We start from the raw sequence: 17,979 nt of genomic DNA on the forward strand, positions 1-17,979 counted from the left end.
GGGGCGGTTCCTGAAGGGGGGTGGGCGGTGGAGGGGATGGCTCCACCGCAAAATAGTAGCCTACGCACGTCCTGGCCTTCCACCTTTTGCCCACCACCATGCCCCAGTTCGCCGCCAACCTGAGCCTGATGTACACCGAGCTGCCCTTCCTGGAGCGCTTTGCCGCCGCCGCGCGCGACGGCTTTGCCGCGGTGGAATGCCAGTTCCCCTATGCCTTCGCCCCGGCCGAGCTGGCGGCGCGGCTGGCCGACAACGGCTTGGCCATGGTGTTGTTCAACGCCCCGCCCAGCGGCACCGACCGCGCCAGCATGGCCACGGCCTGGGAGCAGCAGGCGCGCGGCACGGCCGCGCTGCCGGGGCGCGAGGCGGAGTTCCGCCGCGGCGTGCAGGAAGCGCTGGAATATGCCGCTGCCCTCGATTGCCCGCGCATCCACGTGCTGTCGGGCATGGTGCCGGCCGGGGTGGAGCGCGAATCGCTCAAGGGCCTGTGCGTGGACAACCTGCGCTGGGCCGCGACCGAGGCGGCGCGGAGCGGGCGCGAGATCCTGATCGAGCCGATCAACCTGCGCGACATGCCGCGCTACTTCCTGAACCGCCAGGACCATGCGCATGAGCTGCTCGACGCGGCGCAGATGGACAACCTCAAGGTGCAGATGGACCTGTACCACTGCCAGATCGTGGAGGGCGACGTGGCCAGCAAGCTGCGCCGCTACCTGCCCACGGGCCGCGTGTCGCACCTGCAGGTGGCCGGCGTGCCCGAGCGCCAGGAGCCGGACCGGGGGGAGCTCCACTACCCCTACCTGTTCGATTTGATCGACAGCCTGGGCTATGCCGGCTGGGTGGGCTGCGAGTACCGGCCGGCCGCCGGCACCTCCGAGGGCCTCGGGTGGCTGGAGCGCACACAGTCGGGTCACTGACCTGCGGCGCATGCTTGGGCGGTACGCAGCTCTGCGTAAGGGAATGCGTGAATAAATGTAACAAGCACTCGGGCTTAGAGTGAATGCAGACCGGCACAGCCGGCAGCAGTGCGCATTCACTTCCAGGAGACAAGCCCCGTGCCAGCCCCCCTTGCCAACAACCGTTCCGTCGCGCGCCAGGTCACGCTCATGGCCATTGCCCTGGTGGCACTGGTCATGGTGCTCGTGGGCCTGGCCATCGCCGTGCTGACCGAGCGCAACACCCGCACGCAGCTGATCGCCAGCGTGGGCGACACGGCGCAGAGCGTGGCCCAGTCGCTCGACGCGGCCGATAACACCAACCGCGAGCTGGTGCAGCTCACGATGAAGGGCTTCCAGCGCTACTTCGATGCGGCCATGCACCTGGACGAGGCCACGGGCGAGCTGCGCAGCTACGGCGCGCTGGTCAACGAAGACTATGGCTCGGTGGACAAGTTCGCCAACGAGACCGCGGGCATCGCCACGGTGTTCGCGCGCAAGGGCGAGGATTTCATGCGCATCACCACCTCGGTCAAGAACGCCCAGGGCGAGCGCCAGCAGGGCACGCCGCTGGCGCGCACCGACCCGGCCTATGCGGCCGTGAGCAAGGGCGAGACCTACACCGGCGTCACCGTGGTGAACGGCAAGCCCTACATGGGCCACTACCTGCCGACCAAGGACGGTGCCGGCAAGGTCACCGCCGTGCTGTTCATCGGCAACGACATCAGCGTGTTCCACGCCATGCTGCAAAAGCAGGTCGCGCAGACGCGCTTCTTCGAGCATGGCGGCACCTACGTGGTCAACCCCGGCGCCGGGCTGGACAAGGCGAATTTCGTCTACCACCCGAGCGCCGGCGGCAAGCGCGTGCTGGAGGCCTATCCCCAGGCCGGCGCGTTCCTGGAGGCGCTTGCCGCCTCCCAGGACGGCTATGTGCGCGAGGCCCTGCCGCTGCTGGGCCAGGGCGCCGAAGACCCCTTCGCCCTGGTGCGCAAGACCGCCGGCGGCTGGTGGGTGGTGGCCGAGGTGCCCTACGGCGAGGCCATGGCCGGCCAGCGCCGCGTGACCCTGGCCGTGTGGGCCCTGATGGCGGTGGCCGTGGCGCTGCTGGCCGTGGGCCTGTTCCTGGTGCTGCGCCGCGGCGTGAGCCGGCCGCTGCGCGACCTGACCCAGGCCATCACCCTGGTGGCCCAGGGCGACCTGACCCAGGCGTTTCGCACCACGCGGCGCGACGAGATCGGTGCGCTGGTGCAGGAGGTCGAGGGCATGCGCCAGCGCTACACGCAGATGCTGCAGCAGGTGCGCACGGCCGTGGACAACATCGGCACGGCCAGCGCCGAGATCGCCAGCGGCAACCAGGACCTGTCGGCGCGCACCGAAGCCACGGCCAGCAGCCTGGCACAGACCGCCCAGAGCATGGACCAGCTCACCGCCACCGTGCGCCAGTCGGCCGACGCGGCACGCCAGGCCAACCAGCTGGCCAGCAGCGCCGCCGAAGTCGCCGCGCGCGGCGGCCAGGTGGTGGGCGAGGTGGTGACCACCATGGGCGAGATCAACCAGAGCTCGCGCAAGATCGCCGACATCATCGGCGTGATCGACTCCATCGCCTTCCAGACCAACATCCTGGCGCTCAATGCCGCCGTCGAAGCGGCCCGCGCCGGCGAGCAAGGCCGGGGCTTCGCCGTGGTCGCCAGCGAGGTGCGCAGCCTGGCCGGGCGCAGCGCCGACGCGGCCAAGGAGATCAAGCAGCTGATCAGCGCCTCGGTGGAGCGCGTCGAATCGGGCGCGCGCCTGGTGCACAACGCGGGCACGACCATGGACGAGATCGTCGGCTCGGTGCAGCGCGTGGGCCACATCATCGGCGAGATCACGGCGGCCTCGGGCGAGCAGTCGGACGGCATCGGCCAGGTCAACACCGCCGTGAACCAGCTCGACCAGATGACCCAGCAGAACGCCGCCCTGGTCGAGGAATCGGCCGCCGCCGCCCACAGCCTGCGCGAGCAGGCCACCCGCCTGGCCGGCGCCGTGCAGGTGTTCAAGCTCTCGGGCACGCCGGCCCTCGGCCTGTCGGCAGCGGAGGTGCCCGCGCTCTGATCCGGCACTTTTTCTGACGGGAGTCCGCGGCGCCATCGTTTATCCTGAACTCCCTGCGGCCTTTGCCGCCCGTCCCGACTACGCGCCATGGTTCCCTTCACTGCCGACGTGCCCACCATGCTGGTGATGATCATCCTGTCATCGCTGGCGGCCGCCTTGGCCATGGCGGTCATGACCTGGGGCAAGCGCCGCGAAGGGGTGGAGCTGTGGGCGCTGGGCCTGCTGCTCAACGCCATGGCGTATGCCCTGTTCGCATCGCGCGGCCACATCCACGCCCTGCTGTCCATCGTGCTCGGCAATGTGCTGCTGTGCGGCGCATTCACCAGTCTGGTGGCGGCGCTGCTGCAGTTCCAGGGCCGGCCCATGCCCTGGCCCGCCCTGGTGGTGGCGCCGGTGCTCATGGCGGCCGGCATGGGCTGGTTCATCGACGACTACGCCGCGCGCGTGGTGGTCGCCGGGCTGCTGCTCGGTGCGCTGAGCCTGTGGGCCCTGTGGATCCTGTTCTCGCGCCGCGAATCCACGCCCGGCCGGGGGGCCTGGCTGGTCATGGCGATGCTCGCCATGCAGGCGCTGGTGTTCCTGGTGCGCGTGCTCGTGGTCGGCAGCAGCGACCAGCCGGCCACCGGCATCATGCAGCCCAGCGGCGTGCAGACGCTGACCTTCAGCACCACCTTCATCGAGCTCATGGTGGCCACCATGGGCTTCATCTTCATGGCCCGGGACCGTGCGGACGAGAACAACCGCCGCCTGGCAGCGCTCGACCCCCTGACGGGCGTGGCCAACCGGCGCGCGGCGATCGCCGCGCTGGACCGCGACGTGGCGCGCGCGGTGCGCACGCGCGAGTCCATCTCGGTGATGATGGTCGACATCGACCATTTCAAGCGCGTCAACGACCACTACGGCCACCCCGTGGGCGACCAGGTGCTGTGCAGCGTGGTGAACCTGCTGCGCGAGCGCCTGCGCTCGCAGGACCTGGTGAGCCGCTATGGCGGCGAGGAATTCCTCATTGTGCTGCCCGACACCGACCTGATCGGCGCCCACCAGCTGGCGCGCCAGCTGTGCGAATCGGTGTCCGGCGCGCGCCACCGGCATGAGGGCAAGGACATCAGCGTCACGGTGAGCATCGGCGTCTTCGGTGGCCGGCTGGAGCCGGGCGACAGCTGGGACATGCTGATCTCGGCCGCCGACCGGGCCCTGTACCGGGCCAAGGAGCTCGGGCGCAACCGGGTGGAGGCCGCGGTTGCGCTGCACCCGCCCTCGTCGCCGTCCTCGCTGGACAGCAACCCCGAGACCCTTCCCGCTTCAGGATACTCAGGGTATTGACCAGGGACACGCCCCATCCCATGCCGGGACAGGGGCAGTTCCCGGGCGGTGGCGCACCCGCGCGCGTTGTGTTGGAATGCTGGTTTCATCCCGCCAGAGGAACACCACCATGAACGCCCGCGTCCCCTCCCACGCCCTGCAACCCGCACTGGCGCTCGAGCGGGTGAGCCAGGCGTGGGACACCGACATCCTGCGCCAGCTCACCGACTACATCGCCATCCCCGCCAAGTCGCCCGGCTTTGCCCCCGACTGGGCCGAGCTCGGCCTGCTCGACACCGTGGTGCGCAACGCCGCCGCCTGGGTCGAGGCCCAGAAGGTGCCCGGCCTGCGCCTGGAGATCGTGCGCCTGGAAGGCCGCACCCCCGTGCTGTTCTTCGAGATCGAGGCCACCGCACCCGCCTCGACCCAGACCGTGCTGATGTACGGCCACCTGGACAAGCAGCCCGAGTTCTCGGGCTGGCGCAACGACCTGGGCCCCTGGACGCCCAAGTACGAGGACGGCAAGCTCTATGGCCGCGGCGGTGCCGATGACGGCTACGCGGTGTACGCCAGCGTTGCCGCGGTGCAGGAACTCAAGCGCCAGAACGTGCCGCACCCGCGCATCGTCGGCCTGATCGAGACCTGCGAGGAAAGCGGCTCGGGCGACCTGCTGCCCTACATCAACGCCCTGAAATCCCGCATGGGCGACGTGGCGCTGGTGGTCTGCATGGACTCGGGCGCCGGCAACTACGACCAGCTGTGGCTCACCACCAGCCTGCGCGGCATGGCCAGCGGCACGCTCAAGGTCGAGGTGCTGACCGAAGGCATCCACTCGGGCGACGCCTCGGGCCTGGTGCCCTCGTCGTTCCGCATCATGCGCCAGGTGCTCGACCGCCTGGAAGACAGCGCCACCGGCCGCCTGCTGCCCGCCAGCTTCCACTGCGAGGTACCGGCCGACCGCCTGGCCCAGGCCCGCGCCACCGCCGCCATCCTGGGCGAGGAGGTGTACAAGCGCTTCCCCTGGGCCCACTACGACTGCGGCGGCTCCACCGCCTTCGCGCTGCCCACCACCACCGACCCGCTGCAGGCCCTGCTCAACCGCACCTGGACGCCCACGCTGAGCGTGACCGGTGCCGAGGGCTTCCCGGCCCTGAAGGACGCGGGCAACGTGCTGCGCCCCTACACGGCCTTCAAGCTCAGCCTGCGCCTGCCCCCGCTGGTGGATGCCGGCCAGGCCGTCCAGGAACTCAAGGCGCTGCTCGAGGACAACGCCCCCTACCAAGCCAAGGTCACCTTCGAGCATGGCGGCGGCGCCACGGGCTGGAATGCCCCGAGCACCACGCCCTGGTTCGAGCGCGCGCTCAACGAGGCATCGCAGGCGCATTTCGGCGCGCCCTGCGGCTACATCGGCCAGGGCGGCACCATTCCGCTCATGAACATGCTCAGTGAAGGCTTTCCAGAGGCGCAGATGATGGTCTGCGGCGTGCTCGGCCCCAAGAGCAATGCCCACGGACCCAACGAGTTCCTGCACGTGCCCTATGCCAAGCGCCTCACGGCCTCGGTGGCGCATGTGATTGCGGCCATGGCGGCCGAGCAGGCAGTGGCCGCACCAGCGGCCTGAGCCCCCGCGGGGCGGCACCACCCGTGCGGGTGGCCTGTCGCCCCCACGCCGCAGTGCGGCATGAAATCCATTGACGGCGCCGCGGGGCCCCGTCACGATGCCTGCATGCGGCAGATTGTTGGCTGCGCGCACCTTTTTCCTGCCCGCTCCCGGGCCACGATGCCCACCTCTGCCGCCCTGCACGATGACCGAACCCGTTGCCTCCACCCTGACCACCTTCACCGCCAGTGATGGGGAGAACCTGGCCGTCCAGGACTGGCCGCTGGCGCCGGGCCAGGTGCAGCGCGGCACCGTGCTGCTGGTGCATGGCCTGGGGGAGCATGTGGGCCGCTACGACGCGCTGGCGCGGCAACTCGTTGGCTGGGGCTTTGCCGTGCGCGGCTACGACCAGTACGGCCATGGCGAATCGGCCGGGCCGCGCGGCGGCCTGACCTCGGACAGCCGGCTGCTCGACGACCTGGCCGACATGGTCGACGCCCTGCGCGCACGCACCCCCGAGGGGCTGCCCCTGGTGCTGCTGGGCCACAGCATGGGCGGGCTGGTGGCCTCGCGTTTTGTCGCAGTCGGCCTGCGGCCCGTGGATGCGCTGGTGCTCTCGTCGCCCGCGCTGGACCCCGGCCTGGGTGCGGTGCAAAAGCTGCTGCTGGCCACCCTGCCGCGCATCGCCCCCAACCTGCGCGTGGGCAACGGCCTCGATGCGCAGTACCTGTCGCACGACAGTGCCGTGCCTGCCGCCTACCTGGCCGACCCGCTGTGCCATGACCGCATCAGCGCGCGCCTGGCGCGCTTCATTGCCGATGGCGGCCCGGCCACCGTGGCCGCAGCGGCGCAGTGGAAGGTACCGACCTTGCTGATGTGGGCCGGCAGCGACCGGCTGGTGAACCCGGCCGGCAGCCGCGCCTTTGCGGCCGCAGCGCCCAGCGCCCAGGTGCAGTCACGCTGCTTCGAGCCGCTGTACCACGAGCTGTTCAACGAGCGTTCCGACCTGGCAGCGCCCGTGTTCGAGACCTTGCGCCACTGGCTGGACATGCGCTGCCCGGTGCGCGCAGGCCGCTCCGAGGCCCGGGACCGGATCGCTTCCGTCGCCTGATCCCGATCCGCCAGGCCCTGGCGGATCCCGCCGGGCGCCTACTTGCTGAGCAGGCCGCCGAGCATGCCGAACAGATCGCTGCTCTGGCCCAGGCCGCCCTGGGGTGCATGGCCTTGCGGCGTGAGCTGGTCGAGCAGGCCCGGCAGCACCTGTGCCAGCTGGTTGGCCGCATCGGACTGGCCCACGCCCAATTGCGATGCCACCTGCGACAGCGGGCCGGAACCGAGCACGCGCGAGAGCTGGTCGCCCGAAATGGCCTGGTTGGCCCCGGTGCCGAGCCACGAAGCGATCATGTCGCCCAGGCCCGCCTGCTGGAATTTCGCCATCAACCCTGGCAGGCCGCCCACCGGGCCGTCATTGCTCACCAGGGACAGCACCGCCTGGATGAGTTGCGGGTTCTGCGCGGCCAGCGCCACGAGCCCGCCCAGGCCCCCGCCGCCTTGCGCGGCCGATGCACCGCCATGGCCCTGCGACGCGTTCTGAATGACAGCGCCCAGCACTGAATCGAGCAAACCCATGGTGATCTCCTGAAAAAGACAAGGGCAGGGCCGAAGCGGCCTGCCACCTGGCGATGGTACGCAGGCCAGAGCCTGCCCCCATGTCAACAATGGTGAATTGTTCTACCGCCCGCCGCCGGTCGATAGCAGCGAGCGGCTCACTTGCTGCGCGGCGCGCGTTTTTCCAGCAGCGGAGCGCTCACGCCCTGCACGCCCACCAGGCCGAGCACGGTCACCAGCGAGTTCTGCGCGCCCTTCCAGGCGTCGGTCAGGTCGATCCATTCCGACAGCGCATGGAAGCCCCCGGTCTTGCCACCGCCGCCGATCACGATGGCCGGGATGCCCAGGGACATGGGCACGTTGGCATCGGTGCTGGCGCCGCTGAGCACCGTCTTGTGGCCGAACGCAGTGTTGGAGCGCACCGCGGCCTCGACCAGGACCGTGTCCACCGCCGTGCGACCACCCGGGCGGTCGCCGATCAGCCTGGTCGACGCGCTCAGCGTGGCCACGCCCCAGCGCTTGTTCTCTTCGGCCACGGCCTCGTCCACGGCGGCCAGCACCTGCTTTTCGGTGGCCAGCAGCGGTTCCATCGCGTCGGAGCGGATGTCCACGGCCATGCGCGCATCGGGCGCGATGGTGTTCACCGAGGTGCCGCCGCCCACCGTGCCCACGGTGAAGGTGGTCTTGGGCGTGGCGGGCGTGCGGATCTCGGAGATCTTGGCGATGGCCCGGCCCATGCCGTGGATGGCGCTCGGTACCTGGCCGAAGGCCGCGAAGCTGTGGCCGCCCGGCCCCTTGAAGGTGACCTCGTGGCGGTGGCTGCCCGTGCCCTGCACCAGCACCGTGCCATCGGGCGCAGGCTCCAGGGCCACCATGCCGTCGATGTCCAGGTGCTCGGCGAACAGGTGCTTCATGCCGCGCAGGTTGCCCAGTTCCTCCTCGCCCACGTTGCCAACGAACACCAGGTCGCCCACGGTGGCGATGCGCTGGTCGTTGAGCACCTTGAGCCAGGACAGCAGCACGGCCAGGCCGCGCGTGTTGTCGGAGATGCCGGGTGCATACAGGCGGCCATCGCGTTCCTTGACCTTCACGTCGGTGCCGGCCGGGAACACCGTGTCCATGTGGGCCGAGACCACCAGCTTGGGGCCCTGGCCCGTGCCCTTGCGCACGCCGACCACGTTGCCTTCGGCATCAATGGCAGCGCTGGTGAGACCCAGCGCCTTCATGCGGGCCAGGAAGGCTTCGGCACGCTTTTGCTCCTTGAAGGGTGGCGCCTCGATCTCGGTGAGCATCTTCAGGTCGCCGATCGAGCGCTCATGGTCGGCCTTGACGGCCTCGAGCAGCTGGTGGATCTGCGGCGCCGCCATGAGCTGGGTGTAGGCCTGGTCCACGGCGGGACGCAGCTGCGTGGGCGTGGGGGCGACGGCCTGCGCATGGGCCGTGCCGGCGCACAGGGCGGCGACGGACAGCGACACGGCGCTGGCGGAAAAGGCAAGGCGGCGAACAGGGGATAGGGTCATGGCTGTAAGGAAAATTGACAGGTGATAGGCAGAGCGGGTGCACGGCCATGGCCGTGACACGCTGATGACAGAGCAATTGTTGGGCCGGGTGAGGGCCTTTTGCTCTGCTTTAATCTGGCACCCCGTCAGTTTTTCTTACATGCACCGCCACATCCCCAGCACCCGCGCCCTGTTGATCTTCGATGCCGTGGCGCGCCACCACGGCGTGGGCAAGGCCGCCCAGGAGCTGTGCCTGACGCACAGCGCCGTGAGCCAGCAGCTGCGCCAGCTCGAAGGCCAGCTCGGCCTGCAGCTGGTGCAGCGCAGCGCGCGCGGCACCGAGCTGACCGCGGTGGGTCGGCGCTACCACGCGCAGATCACGGGTGACCTGCTGCGCCTGCAGAACCACACACGCGAGGCCATGGCCCAGCGCTCCGACGGCACCAGCCTGCAGCTGGGCTGCGTGCCGGTGTTTGCCGAGCGCTGGCTGCTGCCGCGCCTGCCGGCCTTCCTGGCCGAGGAGCCGGCCTGCAGCGTGCACCTGCAGGTCTACCCCACGCAGACCTACATGGCCGAGATCCCGTTCGACGTGGCCGTGCAGTACGACGATGCGGCCTGGCCCGGGGCCCTGCAGCAGCCGCTGCTGCGCGAGACCTGCGTCGCCGTCTGCGCGCCCGGCTCGCGCCACCGGCGCGCCATGGCACGGGGCGACTTCAGCGCCGTGCCGCTGCTGCAGCTCAGCTCGCGCCTGGGGGCCTGGGACGACTGGTTCGCCCATGCAGGCATCGCGCACACACCGGCGCACAGCCTGGGCGGGCACCGGTTCGATCTTTTTTCCATGCTCGTGGAGGCGATGCGCGCGGACCTGGGCGTGGGTCTGGTGCCGCAGTACTTCGTGCAGCGCGAGCTGCAATCGGGCGAACTGGCGCTGGCCCATCCCTTCGTCGACAGCGGCCTGCGCGGCTACAGCCTGTTCGTCGCACGCGAGCGGACAGAGGAGCGCGCCGTCGCCGCCTTCGTGCGCTGGCTCACGCAGGCCGTCGCGGCCGAAGCGCCGAAGGAAGCACTATGGGCAACGGCGGCGCTGCACGGCCAGCCATAGCAGGCCCGCGCCCGTGACCACGATGGGCACCAGCGAGCCCGCGTTGAGCAGCGTCCAGCCCTGGGTGGTGACCAGCACGCCCGACGAGAAGGCGCTTACCGCCAGCGTAGCGAACACGCAGAAGTTGATCGCCGCCTGCGCGCGGTCCTTCTCCTCGGGGCGGTAGGCCGTCATCGCCAGCGTGGTGGCGCCCGTGAACAGGAAGTTCCAGCCCACGCCCAGCATGAACAGGGCGATGCCGAAGTGGTGCAGCTCCAACCCCGACAGCGCCACCGCCACGCAGGCGAAGTTGAGCAGCACACCCGTGCCCATCACGGGCAGCACACCCAGGCGCTTGATCAGGTGGCCCGTGAAGAAGCCCGGGGCGAACATGCCGATCACATGCCACTCGAGCACCAGCGCGGCCTGGTCGAAGCCAAAGCCGCAGACCTGCATGGCCAGCGGCGTGGCGGCCATCAGCAGGTTCATCACGCCGTAGCCGAGCGCCGCCCCGAGGATGGCCACCACCAGGGCGGGCTGGCGCATCAGCTCGGCCAGCGGCCGGCCGGTCTGCGGCTGGCCCGCCGCATTCAGCACCACGGGCAGCTTCTCGAAGCGGATGGCCGACATGGCGGCCATGGCCAGCAGCGCCACGCCCATGAGCGCAAGGTAGGCCCCGGCAAATGGCACCGAGAACAGCGTGCGCGTGGCACTGGCCAGGTTGGGGCCGGCCACGGCGCCCAGCAGGCCACCGGCGAGCACCACTGAGACGGCCTTTTCGCGGTAGTCCGGCGCGGCCAGCTCGGCAGCGGCAAAGCGGTAGAGCTGACCGTTGGCGCTGTAGTAGCCGGCCACCACGGTAGCCGCGCACAGCAGCCAGAACTGCGCGCTGAACGCGGCCCAGGCGCACAACGCTGCCGACAACAGGGCCACGGCCAGGCCGATCTGGAACGAGACCTTGCGCCCCCAGCGTGCCTGCGTGGCCGCCACCAGCGCGGTCGACAGCGCGCCGCCGACCACGTAGCCCATCACCGGCAGCGTGGCCATCCAGCCATAGGGCGCCAGCTGCAGACCGACGAGCCCGTTGATGGCGATGAAGACGACGTTGTTGGTGAGGAAGAGGCCCTGGCACAGGGCCAGCAGCCAGAGGTTCTTGTTCATTCAGCGCAGCGGGCAGGGGAGGGCGCCCATTGTGCACAGCGCCCCGGACGGGTTACTCCAGCCAACCTTTGGGAACCTTGTCGGCCTTGGTCTCCACCGGGTTGGCCGTGAGCGACTGGGCCGGGTACTGGCGCAGGAACTCCTTGGCCTTGTCCGCGCGCGCACCGAGCCAGGCGTCGTAGGCCCCTTCGTTGAGGATGGCGGGCATGCTTTTTTCGCTGCCCGGCTGCTGGTAGCGGTGCATGAGCGCGTGGTTGTTGGCGTTCACGGTGATCAGCGCATAGCTGAGCAGCACCTCGCCGTCCGGCCCCTGCCAGCGCGCCCACAGCCCTGCCACGCCCATGGGCTTGCCGTCCACGCGCACGATGCGGGTGGGGCGGGCCTTGCTGCCCTGGCGAAAGTCGTCCTCGTAGAAGGCCGCCATGGGCACGATGCAGCGCTGGCCCTGGAGCCAGGCGTCGCGGAACGCCGTCGCCGTGGAGGCCAGGTCGGACTTGGCGTTGACCAGCTTGGGCGCGCGCAGCTTGCCGTCGGACGCCGACTTGACCCAGTGGGGCACCAGGCCCCATTGCGCAGGCACCAGCTCCCGGCGCCGCGCGGGGGCTGGGCCCGCATCCCCCCCTTCGCCCTCGGCCACCGCGACCTCCGGCGTGGCGGGCAGCCGGATGAAAAAGCCGCTCTTGCGCGGCCACAGGTGTTGCTCGCCCAGCGCATCGGGCGCCGGCACGCCCAGGGATTCGGGGTAGGCGCTGGCGTGCTGCAGGGTTTCGTAATGGGTGCTCATGCCAGGATGGTACCCGCGCCATCCCGCCATGCCGGTTGCTCAGGACCGCAGGTGCGCCCCGGAGGCCCCCAGCGGCCGGGGCGAAGGGGCCACCGCCACGCGGTTGCGCCCGAGCGCCTTGGCCGTGTACAAGGCCTGGTCGGCCCGGTCCAGCGTGTGTTCGATGGTCTCGCCGGGCAGGTGCTGGGCCAGGCCGGCCGACACGGTAAAGCACACGGCCTCGGACACGTGCAGCACCTGGAGCTGGGCCACCGCGCTGCGCACCCGGTCGAGCAGCTCCATCCCGTCTTCCAGGCGGGTATCGCAGAGCATCAGCACGAACTCCTCGCCGCCCCAGCGGGCCAGCACGTCGGTGTCGCGCACGCTGCCGCGCACGGCGGCAGTGAAGGCCTGCAGCGCCCGGTCGCCGGTGGAATGGCCGTGCAGGTCGTTGATGGGCTTGAAGTGGTCGATGTCCAGCAGCGCCAGCAGCAGCGGGCGCCCGCTGCGCAGGCTGCGCCGCTGCTCGAGCAGCATCAGGTCGAGCATGGCGCGGCGGTTGAGCAGGCCGGTGAGTTCGTCGCGCATGGCCAGTTCGCGGTTCTCAGCCAGGGCCTGGGCCAGGGCCTGGCGCTGCAGGCGCAGGCGCAGGCGGATGTTCTGGATGCGCAGGTTCAGGGCAATGGAGCCCGCCAGCACCAGCAGCACCATGAGCGCATAGGCCGTGTCCACGACGCCATAGGTGCCGGCATTGAAGCGCGCCGCTGCGGCCACCGCCACCACGAAGGCCGCCAGCGCATAGCTGCCAATGCCCACGACCTGCGCCAGCGTCAGGCCGAAGGTGCCGAAGAACAGGATCATGGCCAGCACGGCGGGCACCACGCCGCGCGCGTCACCCGCGAGCACATAGGCCACGGCGCCGCTGGTGATGGTCCAGGCCATCTGGGCCATGGTGAGGGAGGGGTCGGGCAGCCGCGCGGACCAGCCGCTGAAGACCATGGCGGTCATCACCATGAGACCGCCCACCGACACTGCGGCCCACCACTGGACCGCCTCTTCGTGGGCGGTCATGCCGGCATGCGCGAGCATGAGCATCACGCCCGAGCTGCCGATCATGAGCAGCAGCGCAAGCAAGGCCATGCTGCCTATCGTGCGCTGCCGACGGTCCGTGGGAAGGATGGAGCCCACCAGCCGCCGCCAGTGGGTGGGTTTGTGCAAGGGGGCCTGCCTCTCCTGCCAAGGGCCCATCGCCCGGGTTGGGCGCGCTGGGCCAGCGGCGCTGCCCGCGATTTTACGGGCGGGGCCCCCTGCGTGGGGCTTTTTTGTGTCACGTCCGTTCCTGGCTCAGGCCAGGGTGAGCGCGGCGAGGGCCGCCAGGGGCGCCGTTTCGGCCCGCAGCACGCGCGCGCCCAGGGTGACGGGCGCAAAACCGTGCTGCAGCGCCAGATCCTCCTCGGCCGCGCTCAGGCCACCTTCGGGGCCCGAGAGAAACACCACCGGCCCGTTGCCTGCCGCCCCCGTGTGCAGCGGCACGGTGCCCGCCCGCAGGGACAGCAGCAGGCGCTGCGCCGCACCGGGGGTGCCCGGCTGCAGGGCCTGCGCACGCAACCAGGCGGCCAGGTCGACGGCACCGTGCACCACGGGCACGCGGTTGCGCCCGCACTGCTCGCAGGCGGCCACGGCCACGGCCTGCCAGTGGGCGATTTTCTTGTCGGCGCGCTCGCCCTTGAGCTTGAGCACGCTGCGCTCGGCCACCAGCGGGGTGATGCTGGCCACGCCCAGTTCGGCGGCCTTCTCCACGAGCCAGTCCATGCGCTCGTTGGCGGTGATGCCGGCCAGCAGGTGCACGGCGCGCGGCGCCTCGCGCTCGATGGCGTGGTGGGCGCCGACCTGCACGCGCACGTCGCTGCGGCCCATGCGCAGCACGGTGGCCTCGAATTCGCCACCAGGGCCGTCCTGGCCCCCGTGGAACAGGGTGATAGCGTCGCCGGGTTGCAGGCGCAGCACCTGCACATGGCGAGCGGCGCCCGGGGGCAGTTCGATCTCGGCGCCAGGAGCGAGATCCACGGGGCAATGGAAGCGGGGCATGTACGTTATCTCTTCAATGGCATATCAATTTCCCATGGCGCCGAACGCAACACGCAACGCACAAAAACTGGCACGGTCCAAGCCAGTGCCCCCGCGCAAGGGCCGCCCCGCCGCGCTGGGGGCGTCCCCCTCCCAGATTGCGAAGCAATATGAGAGAGGGGTGAAGGCGCGAAGCGACTCAGGGGGTGCTTCATTCAAACGCGACCAAAGGCATAGCCCATCGGTGCCTCGGTGCCCTCGATGCCATCCAGCATCTTCAGCAGCGGGCCCAGCTGGCGGTAGCGGTTGGTCGTGGCGCGGATGTAGTGGAGGAAGCGCGGCGCATCGGCCAGGTATTTGGGCTTGCCGTCGCGCAGGGTCAGGCGCGCGAAGATGCCGGCCACCTTGAAGTGCCGCTGCAGGCCCATCCATTCCACGCTGCGGTAGAACTCGCCGAAGTCGTCGCCCCAGCCGCTGGCACTGTTGGCGCCCAGCAGGCCGGCCTTGCGGGCCTTCTCCCAGTAACGCACGGTAATGTCGATGACAAATTCCTCTTCCCAGCTGATGAAGGCGTCGCGCATCAGGCTGGCGATGTCGTAGGTGATGGGGCCGTAGACCGCGTCCTGGAAGTCGAGCACTCCGAGCGGCGCTCCCTCCTGCACCGGCACCATGAGGTTGCGCGCCATGAAGTCGCGGTGCACGTAGACCTGCGGGGCCGCGAGGTTGTGCGCCACGATGGCGTCGAACGCGCCCGAGAGCGTGGCCTGCTGCCCGGCATCGAGCGTCACACCGCGGTGCTTCGCCAGGTACCAGTCGGGGAACAGCGCCAGTTCGCGGCGCAGCAGCGCTTCGTCGTAGACGGGCAGCACGCCGGGCTTCGAGGCCAGTTGCCACTGCAGCAGCACGTCCGTGGCCTGCTCGTACCAGGCATAGGCGTCACGGGGCTTCTCGGGGTCGAGCAGCTCGATCAGCGTCTGGTGCCCCAGGTCGGACAGCAGCATGAAACCGCCGGCCTCGTCCCAGGCCAGGATCTGCGGCACGTTCAGGCGGGCATCGGCCAGCAGGCGCTGCACCTGCACGAAGGGGCGGCAGTTCTCCTTGTCGGGCGGGGCATCCATCACGATGCAGCTCGTGCCCAGCGTGGTGTCGATGCGCAGGTAGCGCCGAAAGCTCGCATCGGCCGATGCCGGGCGCAGTGTTTCGGGCTTCAGCTGGTGGCCGCCCACCAGGGGCGCCAGCCAGGCGTCGAAGGCGCTGTGGCGTGCGGCGTCAGGCCAGGCGACCGTGGAGGAAGAGGGGGTTGCCACCGCCGCACCGGCGGGTGGGGGGGAGGAAGGTGGGGGGAAAGGGTGGCTCATGGATAATCCGATTTTACAAACCCGTTCCCTGGAGCGGGTTCCCTTCTTCTGATACAGCCCCTACCGTCCCACGTGCCACGCCGCAAGCCCCCCACCGTGCAGACCCCTTCCTCCCGGACCCGGCCCGCCACGGCACCCGGAGCGCGGCTGCGCCCGCCGGTGCCGCGCGCACTGGCCTATGGCGTGGCCCTCGCCTGGTGCGGCCTGCCGTTGGCCGCCCTGGCGCAGGACGGCAACACGCCCAGCGCCTGGGATGCCCCCCCCGCGCTGCGCACCTCGCCCCAGCTGCAGGAGAACATTCCCGAGGCGGTGCGGCCCAAGCTGCCGATCTTCGTCACCGGTGACCACATCAGCGGGCAGACGGACCTGAACGCCACCATCGAAGGCAACGCCGAGCTGCGCCGGGGGGACACGGTGATCCGCGCCGACCGGCTGGACTACGACGTGCCCGAAGACCTGGCCAAGGCACGCGGCTCGGTGCGCATCAACCGCGCCGGCAATGTCTACGAAGGCACGGCGCTCGACCTGCGGGTGGAGGCTTTCGAGGGCTTCTTCAACGACGCGCGCTACCGCTTCCTGGCCACCCAGGCCCACGGAGATGCCTCGCGCGTGGATTTCATAGACCGCCAGCGCTCCATCGTCCACGACGCCACCTACACCACCTGCCAGAAGAACGACGAGGCCTCCTGGCAGCCCGACTGGGTGCTGCGCGCCAAGACCATCCGCATCGACCGCGAAGAGGAAGTGGGCACGGCCGAGGACGCGGTGCTGGAGTTCAAGGGCATCCCGCTGCTGCCGATCCCGCGCATCACCTTCCCGCTGTCGGACAAGCGCAAGTCGGGCCTGCTGCCCCCGTCCTTCGGGCTGGACAGCCGCGATGGCGTGGCCTATTCGCAGCCCTATTACTGGAACATCGCGCCCAACCGCGATGCCACGCTGCGCGCGGCGCTGCTCTCCAAGCGCGGCACCAACCTGGGCGGCGAGTTCCGCTACCTGGAGCCCACCTACAAGGGCGAGATCAGCGGCGACTACATGCCTTCGGACCGCCTGCGCGACCGCGACCGCTGGGGCTTCACGGGCAAGCACGACGCCCTGATCGCCTCGCCCGTGGGCGGCCTGAACCTGAGTCTGAACCTCAACCGGGTGAGCGACGACAACTACTGGCGCGACTTCGGCCGCGTCTCCGAACCGCTGCGCCAGCGCCTCCTGCCCGGCGATGCCACGCTGACCTGGGGCAGCGGCGACATGTCGGTGCGCGCGCGGGCCCTCAAGTGGCAGACGCTGCAGGACGTGTCGGCGCCCATCGTGCCGCCCTACGACCGCATGCCGCAACTGGTCTGGCGCTATGAGCCGACGATGCTGCCCGGCGGCTTCGACGCCAGCGTCGAGCTGGACACCACGCGCTTCCAGGCCGACCGCTTTCTGACCAAGCAGCCCGACGCCAACCGCTCCTTCGCAGTGGCGCAGATCAGCCGGCCGTTCCTTGCGCCGGCCGGCTTCATCACGCCACGCCTGCAGCTGCACACCACGCAGTACCAGTTCGACGGCCCGCTCAGCGACGGCTCGCGCTCGGCCAGCCGCACGCTGCCGACCTTCAGCCTGGACAGCGGCCTGGTGTTCGAGCGCGATGCCAGCTTCTTCGGCCGCTCCTTCCTGCAGACCCTGGAGCCCCGGGCGTTCTACACCTACACGCCCTACCGCGACCAGAGCAAGCTGCCGCTGTACGACACGGCGCTCAACGACTTCAACTTCGCCACGATCTACACCGAGAACTCGTTCGGCGGCAACGACCGGCTGGCGGACAACAACCTGCTGACCATGGGCGTGACCACGCGCCTGATCGACCCCGACTCGGGTGCCGAGGCGGCGCGCTTCGGCGTAGCGCAGCGCGTGCGCTTCTCTGACCAGCAGGTGACCCTGCCGGGTGCCGCCCCGGTGAGCGAGCGGCTGTCGGACATCCTGCTGGGCGCGGGCATCAACTGGACGAAGAACTGGGCCTACGACTCCACGGTGCAGTACAACCCCAAGACCCGGCGCTCCATCCGCTCGACCATCGGCGCGCGCTACAGCCCGGGCAACTACCGCACCGTGAGCGCCGCCTACCGCTTCCAGCGCGGCACCAGCGAGCAGATCGACATCGGCTGGCAGTGGCCGCTCAACGACCTGTGGGGCGACAAGGGCCAGGACCTGGGCCCGGGCCGCGGCCAGGGCCCCGGCCGCTGGTACACCATCGGTCGCCTGAACTTCAGCATGCAGGACCGCAAGCTGGTGGACAGCGTGGTCGGCCTCGAATACGACGGCTGCTGCTGGATCGGCCGCGTGGTGCTGGAGCGCCTGCAGAACAGCGTCTCCACCTCCAACACCCGCCTGTTGTTCCAGATCGAGTTCGTCGGGTTCTCCCGCCTCAGCCTGGGCTCCAGCCCCCTCGACACCTTCAAGCAGAATGTGCCGCGCTACCAGAACCTGCGCGACCAGGTTGGCTCGCCCAGCCGCTTCAGCAACTACGACTGACTG

14 protein-coding genes are annotated in these 17,979 nt (G+C 69.9%); 7 read left to right on the plus strand and 7 right to left on the minus strand.

Translation table 11 applies throughout. The annotated features are described in order from the left end of the window. The first annotated feature begins 98 nt into the window (after positions 1-98). The 5 genes from otnI to AC07PF_RS06035 all read left to right on the plus strand — a co-directional run bounded on the left by otnI (position 99) and on the right by AC07PF_RS06035 (position 7,039). On the plus strand, positions 99-917 hold the full coding sequence (gene otnI / locus AC07PF_RS06015; RefSeq protein WP_007852945.1) for a 2-oxo-tetronate isomerase: 819 nt from the start codon (positions 99-101) through the stop codon (positions 915-917). 138 nt (positions 918-1,055) lie between these two features. Then, positions 1,056-3,026 (plus strand): methyl-accepting chemotaxis protein, encoded by a 1,971-nt coding sequence (locus tag AC07PF_RS06020; RefSeq protein ID WP_199234331.1) that lies wholly within the window; start codon positions 1,056-1,058, stop codon positions 3,024-3,026. Positions 3,027-3,113: 87 nt separating this feature from the next. Continuing rightward, positions 3,114-4,349, plus strand: coding sequence for a GGDEF domain-containing protein (locus AC07PF_RS06025; RefSeq protein WP_494611185.1), 1,236 nt, complete (start codon positions 3,114-3,116; stop codon positions 4,347-4,349). 109 nt (positions 4,350-4,458) lie between these two features. Next, positions 4,459-5,949 (plus strand): M20 family metallopeptidase, encoded by a 1,491-nt coding sequence (locus AC07PF_RS06030; protein WP_494611186.1) that lies wholly within the window; start codon positions 4,459-4,461, stop codon positions 5,947-5,949. A gap of 184 nt (positions 5,950-6,133) precedes the next feature. Beyond that, on the plus strand, positions 6,134-7,039 hold the full coding sequence (locus tag AC07PF_RS06035; protein WP_494611187.1) for an alpha/beta hydrolase: 906 nt from the start codon (positions 6,134-6,136) through the stop codon (positions 7,037-7,039). Between the two features lie 38 nt (positions 7,040-7,077). On the opposite strand, the gene AC07PF_RS06040 is transcribed toward AC07PF_RS06035, so the two are convergent. Beyond that, positions 7,078-7,557 (minus strand): YidB family protein, encoded by a 480-nt coding sequence (locus AC07PF_RS06040; protein WP_007859572.1) that lies wholly within the window; start codon positions 7,555-7,557, stop codon positions 7,078-7,080. A 137-nt stretch (positions 7,558-7,694) separates the two neighbouring features. After that, on the minus strand, positions 7,695-9,056 hold the full coding sequence (locus AC07PF_RS06045) for a M20/M25/M40 family metallo-hydrolase (RefSeq protein ID WP_494611188.1): 1,362 nt from the start codon (positions 9,054-9,056) through the stop codon (positions 7,695-7,697). Positions 9,057-9,195: 139 nt separating this feature from the next. On the opposite strand from AC07PF_RS06045, the gene AC07PF_RS06050 reads away from it, so the two are divergent. Then, positions 9,196-10,137, plus strand: coding sequence for a LysR family transcriptional regulator (locus tag AC07PF_RS06050; RefSeq protein WP_494611189.1), 942 nt, complete (start codon positions 9,196-9,198; stop codon positions 10,135-10,137). On the opposite strand, the gene AC07PF_RS06055 is transcribed toward AC07PF_RS06050, so the two are convergent. From AC07PF_RS06055 to AC07PF_RS06075, 5 genes are all read right to left on the minus strand, one after another. Further along, the gene (locus AC07PF_RS06055) at positions 10,102-11,277 is read right to left on the minus strand and encodes an MFS transporter (protein WP_007859569.1); all 1,176 of its coding nucleotides are present in this window, start codon (positions 11,275-11,277) and stop codon (positions 10,102-10,104) included. The genes AC07PF_RS06050 and AC07PF_RS06055 overlap by 36 nt on opposite strands. A gap of 52 nt (positions 11,278-11,329) precedes the next feature. Next, complete coding sequence (locus AC07PF_RS06060; RefSeq protein WP_494611190.1) at positions 11,330-12,061, minus strand: SOS response-associated peptidase; 732 nt, start codon at positions 12,059-12,061, stop codon at positions 11,330-11,332. A 39-nt stretch (positions 12,062-12,100) separates the two neighbouring features. After that, positions 12,101-13,258 (minus strand): diguanylate cyclase, encoded by a 1,158-nt coding sequence (locus tag AC07PF_RS06065; protein ID WP_494611191.1) that lies wholly within the window; start codon positions 13,256-13,258, stop codon positions 12,101-12,103. A 126-nt stretch (positions 13,259-13,384) separates the two neighbouring features. Further along, a complete protein-coding gene (locus AC07PF_RS06070; RefSeq protein ID WP_494611192.1) occupies positions 13,385-14,128 on the minus strand; it encodes a 16S rRNA (uracil(1498)-N(3))-methyltransferase in 744 nt (247 codons plus the stop codon). Between the two features lie 194 nt (positions 14,129-14,322). Then, entirely contained in the window at positions 14,323-15,465 is a 1,143-nt protein-coding gene (locus AC07PF_RS06075; RefSeq protein WP_494611193.1) for an aminoglycoside phosphotransferase family protein, read from the minus strand. Between the two features lie 96 nt (positions 15,466-15,561). Here AC07PF_RS06075 and AC07PF_RS06080 point away from each other — a divergent pair, with 96 nt between their 5' ends. Continuing rightward, positions 15,562-17,976 carry an LPS-assembly protein LptD gene (locus AC07PF_RS06080; RefSeq protein ID WP_369751450.1) on the plus strand — a complete coding sequence of 805 codons (2,415 nt, stop codon included), beginning with the start codon at positions 15,562-15,564 and terminating at the stop codon, positions 17,974-17,976. Positions 17,977-17,979: the final 3 nt, after the last annotated feature.

This window comes from Acidovorax sp. GW821-FHT10A04, assembly GCF_059415825.1.